The 8,146-nt window shown below is 69.5% G+C and carries 9 protein-coding genes and 1 other RNA gene; 8 read left to right on the top strand and 2 right to left on the bottom strand.

Annotated features, from left to right (window positions below; translation table 11 throughout):
- Positions 1-252: 252 nt before the first annotated feature.
- Positions 253-1,254: a 2-oxoglutarate and iron-dependent oxygenase domain-containing protein gene (locus tag ABZ924_RS37505; RefSeq protein WP_361920044.1), complete on the bottom strand. Its 1,002-nt coding sequence runs from the start codon at positions 1,252-1,254 to the stop codon at positions 253-255.
- A gap of 315 nt (positions 1,255-1,569) precedes the next feature.
- Here ABZ924_RS37505 and prfB point away from each other — a divergent pair, with 315 nt between their 5' ends.
- Positions 1,570-2,688, top strand: coding sequence for a peptide chain release factor 2 (prfB, locus tag ABZ924_RS37500; RefSeq protein ID WP_361920042.1), 1,119 nt, complete (start codon positions 1,570-1,572; stop codon positions 2,686-2,688).
- A 174-nt stretch (positions 2,689-2,862) separates the two neighbouring features.
- On the opposite strand, the gene ABZ924_RS37495 is transcribed toward prfB, so the two are convergent.
- Positions 2,863-3,054 (bottom strand): hypothetical protein, encoded by a 192-nt coding sequence (locus tag ABZ924_RS37495; protein ID WP_361920040.1) that lies wholly within the window; start codon positions 3,052-3,054, stop codon positions 2,863-2,865.
- Positions 3,055-3,279: 225 nt separating this feature from the next.
- Here ABZ924_RS37495 and ftsE point away from each other — a divergent pair, with 225 nt between their 5' ends.
- The 7 genes from ftsE to ABZ924_RS37460 all read left to right on the top strand — a co-directional run bounded on the left by ftsE (position 3,280) and on the right by ABZ924_RS37460 (position 7,846).
- A complete protein-coding gene (ftsE, locus tag ABZ924_RS37490) occupies positions 3,280-3,969 on the top strand; it encodes a cell division ATP-binding protein FtsE (protein ID WP_361920038.1) in 690 nt (229 codons plus the stop codon).
- A gap of 18 nt (positions 3,970-3,987) precedes the next feature.
- On the top strand, positions 3,988-4,920 hold the full coding sequence (ftsX, locus tag ABZ924_RS37485; protein WP_361920036.1) for a permease-like cell division protein FtsX: 933 nt from the start codon (positions 3,988-3,990) through the stop codon (positions 4,918-4,920).
- A 67-nt stretch (positions 4,921-4,987) separates the two neighbouring features.
- On the top strand, positions 4,988-6,196 hold the full coding sequence (locus tag ABZ924_RS37480) for a S41 family peptidase (protein ID WP_361920034.1): 1,209 nt from the start codon (positions 4,988-4,990) through the stop codon (positions 6,194-6,196).
- Positions 6,197-6,214: 18 nt separating this feature from the next.
- Entirely contained in the window at positions 6,215-6,700 is a 486-nt protein-coding gene (gene smpB / locus ABZ924_RS37475) for an SsrA-binding protein SmpB (RefSeq protein WP_361920032.1), read from the top strand.
- Positions 6,701-6,787: 87 nt separating this feature from the next.
- Positions 6,788-7,180, top strand: a transfer-messenger RNA (tmRNA) gene (gene ssrA / locus ABZ924_RS37470).
- Between the two features lie 175 nt (positions 7,181-7,355).
- Positions 7,356-7,661, top strand: coding sequence for a DUF6247 family protein (locus ABZ924_RS37465; protein WP_361920046.1), 306 nt, complete (start codon positions 7,356-7,358; stop codon positions 7,659-7,661).
- Positions 7,658-7,846, top strand: coding sequence for a hypothetical protein (locus ABZ924_RS37460; RefSeq protein ID WP_361920030.1), 189 nt, complete (start codon positions 7,658-7,660; stop codon positions 7,844-7,846). Before ABZ924_RS37465 ends, ABZ924_RS37460 begins: the two co-directional genes overlap by 4 nt.
- Positions 7,847-8,146 lie beyond the last annotated feature (300 nt).

The raw sequence follows: 8,146 nt of genomic DNA, 5'->3' as shown, positions 1-8,146 counted from the left end.
GGATCGTGCTCCGCCCGGTACCCGTTTCGGGGCGCTTCGCGCCCGGTGCGCTCAAACGCCGCGCGGGCTGGATTTATCCAGCCTCGCCGGCGTTTGAGGCGCGGGGGTCCGGGGGCGGAGCCCCCAAATCTTTGAAGGGTCCGGGCGTAGCCCGGTTTCTGGGGGCACCTCCCAGCGGTAGCTGGGGGAGAAGGGGCGGGGTGGGGAACCGCTCCGCGCAGCGGCAGCGGCAGGCGGTCCCCGAGCCGGGGGTCAGGCGGCGACCAGTTCCGGGTGCCAGCGGCGGGCCACCGCCGGGTGGGCCCGGACCCAGCCCTTCAGCTCGTTCCGGCCGTACTCCGCGTGCAGCGGGTTCGACGCGTCGTGGGCGACGCCCGGCGCCGACCGCAGGTACTCACCCGGCACCGTGTCCACGACCGCATCCAGCCGCGGGTTGTAGAAGAACGGCACGGAGAACCGCTCCACGGCTCCCGGCGGACTGACCACCCGGTGGTCGGTGGCCACCAGATACCCCTCGGTGGCGATCTCAAGCAGCTCACCGAGGTTGACCACGAACGCCCCCGGCATCGGCGGCACGTCCAGGTACCCGCCGTCCTTCACGACCTGCAGCCCGCCCACGGAGTCCTGCAGCAGCAGGGTCAGGAACCCGTAGTCCTTGTGCGCGCCGACGCCCTGGTCGGCGCCGGACGGCGCGGACCCGGGGTAGCGGATCAGCTTGGTGTGCAGGTGCGGCCGGTCGGCGAAGGCGGCGTCGAAGAAGTCGTGCGGGGCGCCGATGGAGGTCAGCAGCTCCTGGAGCAGCCGGTGGGCCACCCGGGCCAGCCGGGACTGCCAGTCCAGCACGACGGTCCGCAGCTCGGGCAGGGCCGCGGGCCACTGGTTGGGGCCTTCGAGCCACAGGTACGGCGGGTCGCCGGGCCCCACGGCCGGCGCGGGCCGCTCGGCGCCCACGTCCAGCTGGTCGCGCCAGTCGGACGCCCCGCCGGTCAGCTCGTGGCCGATGCGGGTGTAGCCGCGGAAGTGCGGCGAGTTCAGATTGCTGACGGCGAGCCTGTCGGCCTCCGGGAGGGCGAAGAAAGCCCTGGTCACGTCGAGTATGCGAGCGCTCTCCGCATCGGTGATGCCGTGCCCGGTGAGGTGCAGGAAGCCGGTGTCCCGAGCTGCGGCGTGCAGCTTCTTCAGGAAATCGGCCCGCTGGGTCGGGTCGTCGGCCTGGGAGAGATCGATGACAGGGAGGGAGTGCGCGGACGGCATGACGGCTCCGTTTCGGATGTCACGGGGTCCTGTTCCCCGGAAGGTGTCGGGGCAGCGGAGGGGGAGGGCCGGCCGGCAGGGGTGGCGCCGGGGCCGCGGTAGCCGCGTACAGGACCAAGTCGGATCTGGGTGGATCAGGCTTGAGATCGGTCCGGCGGCAGACAGCTCGTCGTCGTGACACGCATGTGGTCCACATGGCGGCGCTTGACGAGGAGGAGAGTCATACCGTGAGCGTACGCCCGTATCGCCGTACATCAGAACGGGTGAACCGGCCTGGCCGGTCGGTGCCGCCCGCGGACCGGCTACGCTGGACCCGTGGCAGTCGTCGACGTTTCCGAAGAGCTGAAGTCCCTCTCCTCGACCATGGGGTCGATCGAGGCCGTCCTGGACCTCGAGAAGCTGAGGGCAGACATCGCCGTGCTCGAGGAGCAGGCCGCCGCCCCGTCCCTGTGGGACGACCCGGAGGCAGCCCAGAAGATCACGAGCCGGCTTTCCCACCTCCAGGCGGAGGTCCGCAAGACCGAGGCGCTGCGCGGCCGCATCGACGACCTCGCCGTCCTCTTCGAGCTGGCCGAGGAGATGGACGACCCGGACACCCGCGCCGAGGCCGAGGCGGAGCTCGTCTCGGTCCGCAAGGCGCTGGACGAGATGGAGGTGCGCACCCTCCTGTCCGGCGAGTACGACGAGCGCGAGGCGCTGGTCAACATCCGGGCCGAGGCCGGCGGCGTGGACGCCTCCGACTTCGCGGAGCGCCTGCAGCGCATGTACCTGCGCTGGGCCGAGCGCCACGGGTACTCCACGGAGGTGTACGAGACCTCGTACGCGGAAGAGGCCGGCATCAAGTCGACGACCTTCGTCGTCAAGGCCCCGTACGCCTACGGCACCCTCTCGGTCGAGCAGGGCACGCACCGCCTGGTGCGCATCTCGCCCTTCGACAACCAGGGCCGCCGCCAGACCTCCTTCGCGGGTGTCGAGGTGCTCCCGGTCGTCGAGACCAGCGACCACGTCGAGATCGACGAGTCCGACCTGCGCGTGGACGTCTACCGGGCCTCCGGCCCCGGCGGCCAGGGCGTCAACACCACCGACTCGGCGGTGCGCATCACGCACATCCCGACCGGCATCGTGGTCTCCTGCCAGAACGAGCGCTCGCAGATCCAGAACAAGGCCAGCGCCATGAACGTCCTCCAGGCCAAGCTCTTGGAGCGCCAGCGCCAGGAGGAGCGCGCCAAGATGGACGCGCTCAAGGGCGACGGCGGCAGCTCCTGGGGCAACCAGATGCGCTCCTACGTGCTGCACCCGTACCAGATGGTCAAGGACCTGCGCACCGAGTTCGAGGTCGGCAACCCGCAGTCCGTGCTGGACGGCGAGATCGACGGGTTCCTCGAGGCCGGCATCCGCTGGCGCAAGAAGACGGAGCAGGGGACGGCCGCCTGAGCGCGACCGTGACCTGACGTGGCGGGGCCCGGAACACCTTCAGGTGTCCGGGCCCCGGCTCTTCGTCCTCGTCGTCTTTTTCCGTGTCTTCCGTTGTGTCTTTCGTCTCTCGTTTCGGCACATGATCGGGACGTGCGGCGAGCCCGCGCCTGCTGCGCCCGGCGCCTGCGCCGCCTATGCCGCGTGCTGGGCCACCAAGGCCAGCGCCGCCACAAGGACCACCAGGAGCGCGATGAGCGCCATGGGATTCAGGCCTGCGAAGGGGCCCTCCTGCTGGAGGCGCTCCCGGTTCGCCCGGCACACCGGGCAGCGGCCCTGACTGACGGGCGCGGCGCAGTTCGCGCACACGAGCCGGTCATATGTCATGCGCTCTCCTCCTCTCGTCCCCTTGTACAACGCGTGGGGGAACACTGCCGTTCCCCCTACCACTGTGCCAGCTCCGGCGACATTCGGCGCGGCCCGTCCGGGCAAACGCGGGCAGGCCCGTTCCCGGCCAGGGGATATACCGGACAACTGCGGACGGCGGGTCCCCACCCCGCGCCCGTTCGCGTATGGTCACGCACACCTACTCCCGGCGACCGTGGTGCACCCGTGATCCGATTCGACAACGTCTCCAAGTCCTACCCGAAGCAGAACCGCCCCGCGCTCAGAGATGTCTCCCTGGAGATCGCGAAGGGGGAGTTCGTCTTCCTGGTCGGCTCCTCCGGCTCCGGCAAGTCCACCTTCCTGCGGCTGGTGCTGCGCGAGGAGCGGGCCAGCCACGGCCAGGTCCACGTCCTGGGCAAGGACCTCGGCAAGCTCTCCAACTGGAAGGTCCCGCAGATGCGGCGCCAGCTCGGCACCGTCTTCCAGGACTTCCGCCTGCTGCCCAACAAGACGGTGGCGGAGAACGTCGCCTTCGCCCAGGAGGTCATCGGCAAGCCGCGCGGCGAGATCCGCAAGGCCGTCCCGCAGGTCCTGGAGCTGGTGGGCCTCGGCGGCAAGGAGGACCGCATGCCCGGCGAGCTCTCCGGCGGTGAGCAGCAGCGCGTGGCCATCGCCCGCGCCTTCGTCAACCGCCCGGCCCTGCTGATCGCGGACGAGCCCACCGGCAACCTCGACCCGCAGACCTCCGTCGGCATCATGAAGCTGCTGGACCGGATCAACCGGACCGGCACCACCGTGATCATGGCCACGCACGACCAGCAGATCGTGGACCAGATGCGCAAGCGCGTCATCGAACTCGAACAGGGCCGTCTCGTACGCGACCAGTCGCGCGGCGTCTACGGCTACCAGCACTGAAAGGCCCACCCAGACGTCATGCGCGCCCAGTTCGTCATGTCGGAGATCGGCGTCGGTCTCCGCCGCAATCTCACCATGACCTTCGCGGTCATCATCTCCGTGGCCCTCTCGCTGGCCCTGTTCGGCGGCTCCCTGCTCATGCGCGACCAGGTGAGCGCGATGAAGGGCTACTGGTACGACAAGGTCAACGTCTCGATCTACCTCTGCAACAAGAGCGACGCGGAGGACCAGAGCGAGACCGGCAGCAAGGCCTGCGCCAAGGGGGCGGTGACCCCCGAGCAGAAGCAGCAGATCGAGACCGACCTGAAGAAGATGGACCTGGTCCAGACGGTCCACTACGAGTCCTCCGACGAGGCCTACAAGCACTACAAGGAGCGCTTCGGGCACACCGCGCTCGCCTCGGTGATCACCCCGGACCAGATGCCCGACTCCTTCCGGGTGAAGCTCAAGCAGCCCGAGAAGTACAAGGTCATCACCACGGCCTTCGCGGGCCGCGACGGCGTCCAGTCCGTGGCCGACCAGCACACCGAGCTGGACAACCTCTTCCAGATGCTCGGCTACCTCAACTGGGCGGCCCTCGGCATCATGATGATCATGCTGATCGTGGCGCTGCTGCTGATCGTCAACACGGTGCGCGTCTCCGCCTTCAGCCGTCGGCGGGAAACCGGGATCATGCGGCTGGTCGGCGCGTCCAGCTTCTACATCCAGGTGCCGTTCATCATGGAGGCCGCCTTCGCCGGGCTCATCGGCGCCGTCTTCGCCTGCCTGATGCTCGGCGCCGGCCAGTACTTCGTCATCGACCACGGCGCCTCGCTGCGCACGAAGATGGAGCTGATCAACTTCATCGGCTGGGACTCGGTGTTGACGAAGCTGCCGCTGGTCCTGGTCATCGGCGTGCTGATGCCGTCGCTGGCGGCGTTCGTCGCTTTGCGCAAGTACCTGAAGGTGTGACGAGCGCCCCGTGTGAGCTCTGCCCAACCCCCCGTACCGCAACGGCGCTTGTCCTAGACTCGCAGCCATGCCGCGTCTTCCCGCCCTCTGTCTCCGGCCCCGCGACAAGCGTCGCGGGGCCGCTTTGACGTTGGCGTTCGTCACGGCCGTCACCGCCGCCGCGGGGCTCGGCTGCTGGGACCGCGCGGACGCCACGGGCACCGCGGCCGGTGCCGGCTTAACGTCCTCCGGATCCGGGCCGGGGACCGGCCCCGAAGGGGCGGCCGGGACCGCCGACCGGGAGGCCGTCGCCCGCGCCGCCGCCGAGGCCGTCGCCGAGGGCAAGTCCGGCAAGAAGGCCGCCCAGGACGTCGTCAGCCGCAGCGGCGACCGCTGGGGCGTCGTCTACGACCAGGGCGAGTACGCCGCCTTCACCGACGACCTCGACGGCCGCTGGACCGGCGTCGGGCTCTGGCCCGAGCGCCGCCGCGACGGCTCCGTCGCGATCACCAAGGTCCAGCCCGACAGCCCCGCGGCCCGCGCCGGCCTGCGCGCCGGGGACCGGCTGCTCGGCGTCGACGGCCGCACCGTGACCGGCCTCGGCGTCACCGAGGTCGTCGCCCTGCTGCGCGGCGAGGCCGGCACCCCGGTCGTGCTGCGGCTGGGCCGGGACGGCGCCGGGGGTCCCGAGGAGCTCACCGAGACCCTGCGCCGCGAGCAGCTGCACACCGACCCCGTGACCGTACGGGAGCTGCCCGGCGGGATCACCGTCATCAAGGTCGCCTCCTTCACCCGCGGCTCCGGCGAGCGGGTCCGGGCCGCCGTCCGGTCCGCCCCGCCGGGCGCCGGGGTCATGCTCGACCTGCGCGGCAACCCGGGCGGGCTGGTCACCGAGGCCGTGACGGCCGCCTCCGCCTTCCTCGACGGCGGGCTCGTGGGCACGTACGACGTCCGCGGCGCCGAGCGCGCCCTGTACGCCGCCCGCGGCGGGGACACCGCCCGCCCCCTGGTCACCTTGGTCGACGGCGGCACGATGAGCGCCGCCGAGCTGGTCACGGGCGCCCTGCAGGACCGCGGCCGCGCCGTCGCGGTCGGTACGCGGACCTTCGGCAAGGGCTCGGTGCAGATGCCGACCGAGCTCCCGGACGGCTCGGTGGCCGAGCTGACGGTGGGCACGTACCGCACGCCGGCCGGCCGCAGCCTCGACGGCAGCGGCATCACCCCCGACCTCGCCGCGGCCGACGGCGCCGAGGAGCGGGCGCGCACGGTATTGGGTGGCCTCGGGGTGGGCCCGTAGTGCGAAAATGACCGCACTATGGCTAAGGAAAAAGGGCGCAAGCTGATCGCCCAGAACAAGAAGGCGCGGCACGACTACACGATCCTCGACACCTACGAGTGCGGGATCGTGCTCACCGGCACCGAGGTCAAGTCCCTGCGCCAGGGCCGTGCCTCGCTCGTCGACGGCTTCGTGTCCGTGGAGGGCCGAGAGGCCTGGATGTACAACGTGCACGTGCCGGAGTACAGCCAGGGCACCTGGACCAACCACAGCGCCCGTCGCAAGCGCAAGCTCCTCATGCACCGCGAGGAGATCGACAAGCTGGAGTCGAAGGCCCAGGAGACCGGCCACACCGTCGTCCCGCTCGCCCTGTACTTCAAGGACGGCCGGGCGAAGGTCGAGATCGGGCTGGCGAAGGGCAAGAAGGAGTACGACAAGCGGCAGGCCCTGCGCGAGAAGCAGGACACCCGCGAGACGAACCGCGCCATCGCGGCCGCCCGGCGGCGCCAGCGCGGCGAGGGTTAATCTCCTGGCACGCAGTGGTCCACTTCGCGTACCATGGGGCCTGCACCGCCCCTACGGGGGTAGGCGCACGTTTTGAAAAATCAACATGGGGATGATCGGTTTCGACAGCGGATGTCGAGGCAGGGGAAGCGAGCCGAGGAAGCGGCAATGATCTCGCTAACCACATGTCGCAAAAAATAATCGCCAACACCAAGAGCGATAACTCCCGCTTCGCCCTCGCTGCCTAATAACAGCGAAACAAACGAAGCCTCTGTGAGGAGCGTCAGCCCGGGCGTGATGCCGACCCGGATCCTGGCGTCAGCTAGGCATCTAAACCTCTAACCCCGGTCACGGGGGCTGGAGGGAAATCAAACAGTGACTGAGCCCGTCGGAGACTTGTCCGCGTGATCTCCGGGGCCGAGAAAATCGAAGCGGACTGCGCTCGGAGAAGCCCTGGTTCTGCACCGTTGGACGCGGGTTCGATTCCCGCCATCTCCACTCATCCCATGTGGGCCAAGGCCCCGCCGCCCTCCGGGGCGGCGGGGCCTTCGTCATGACCGAAGCTTCCGCGTGATGGCGGGCGCGGCGGTAGCGTGGGATCTACTCCCGAGTGGAGCCTGACCGAGGAGGACACGTGAGTACGCCGATCGCCGCCGGGAGCGGGCCCCTGATCCCCATGCCGGATCGTACGCCCGCTGCCCTCCGCGAGGCTGTCGCGAAGATCGCTCCCAGCCGCGTGCCCGACTTGACCCAGCACCTCTTCGAGGCCACGACGAGTGCCCAGCAGACGCAATCCCTGGCCCCGTTGAGAGCCTTCATTCACTCCTGGGCCGTTTTCGTGGAGATCGAACGCCATCCCCGCACGGCGGCACGCCTACACGCCCTGGAGCGGCTGATCGAGGAGGGGACGGACGATCCGGCGTCCGCGCTGGCGGAGATCCAGCAGATCCTCGACAAGGCAGAGGCCGAGATCGGCCTGTGAGTAACTGGACCTGGGACTACAACGCCGACGACCATGCCCACGTGACCGGCGGCCTGCCGCCCGGCGTGATCGCGGAAGTCGAGCGTATCGCCACCGAATTGTCGGTACTGGGCCGTGATGCCGAAACCGTCGGTCGGCCCACCGGAAAATCGGGTGGCCTGCGTGAGTTCGACATTCTCGGTTGACGTGGCTTCATCAGCTTTCTCGTCGTCCCCCGGCACGAGTGTGTCTACGTCTGCCGCATCACGTGGTACGAGTGAACGTCGAGGCCGGCCCCGTCGCACCAATCAAGATCATCGGTGCTCCCGTTGGGAGCACGAGGACGTTCGTCTGGTGCTGTTGCGTCCGCGCCAGTCCCCAGCTGTCCGCGCCTGACCTGGGATAGCAGAAGCAGTGCAGGTCGACGGTGGCTCTCGAAGCGGGTTCGATTCCCGCCATCTCCACTCATCCCATGCCCAGACGGGGCTCCTGGACCACCACGGCTG

It is taken from the genome of Streptomyces sp. NPDC046876 (assembly GCF_040645035.1).
Taxonomy (GTDB): Bacteria; Actinomycetota; Actinomycetes; order Streptomycetales; family Streptomycetaceae; genus Streptomyces.
Note: the sequence above shows the minus strand (reverse complement) of the source record. Positions and strands in the feature narration are given on the sequence as shown.

Bases quoted from the DNA above. Each gene is read 5' to 3' on its own strand.
- ABZ924_RS37505 (WP_361920044.1), bottom strand. From the start codon at position 1,254: ATGCCGTCCGCGCACTCCCTCCCTGTCATCGATCTCTCCCAGGCCGAC.
- ABZ924_RS37495 (WP_361920040.1), bottom strand. From the start codon at position 3,054: ATGACATATGACCGGCTCGTGTGCGCGAACTGCGCCGCGCCCGTCAGT.
- ftsX (WP_361920036.1), top strand. From the start codon at position 3,988: ATGCGCGCCCAGTTCGTCATGTCGGAGATCGGCGTCGGTCTCCGCCGC.
- ABZ924_RS37480 (WP_361920034.1), top strand. From the start codon at position 4,988: ATGCCGCGTCTTCCCGCCCTCTGTCTCCGGCCCCGCGACAAGCGTCGC.
- smpB (WP_361920032.1), top strand. From the start codon at position 6,215: ATGGCTAAGGAAAAAGGGCGCAAGCTGATCGCCCAGAACAAGAAGGCG.
- ABZ924_RS37465 (WP_361920046.1), top strand. From the start codon at position 7,356: ATGCCGGATCGTACGCCCGCTGCCCTCCGCGAGGCTGTCGCGAAGATC.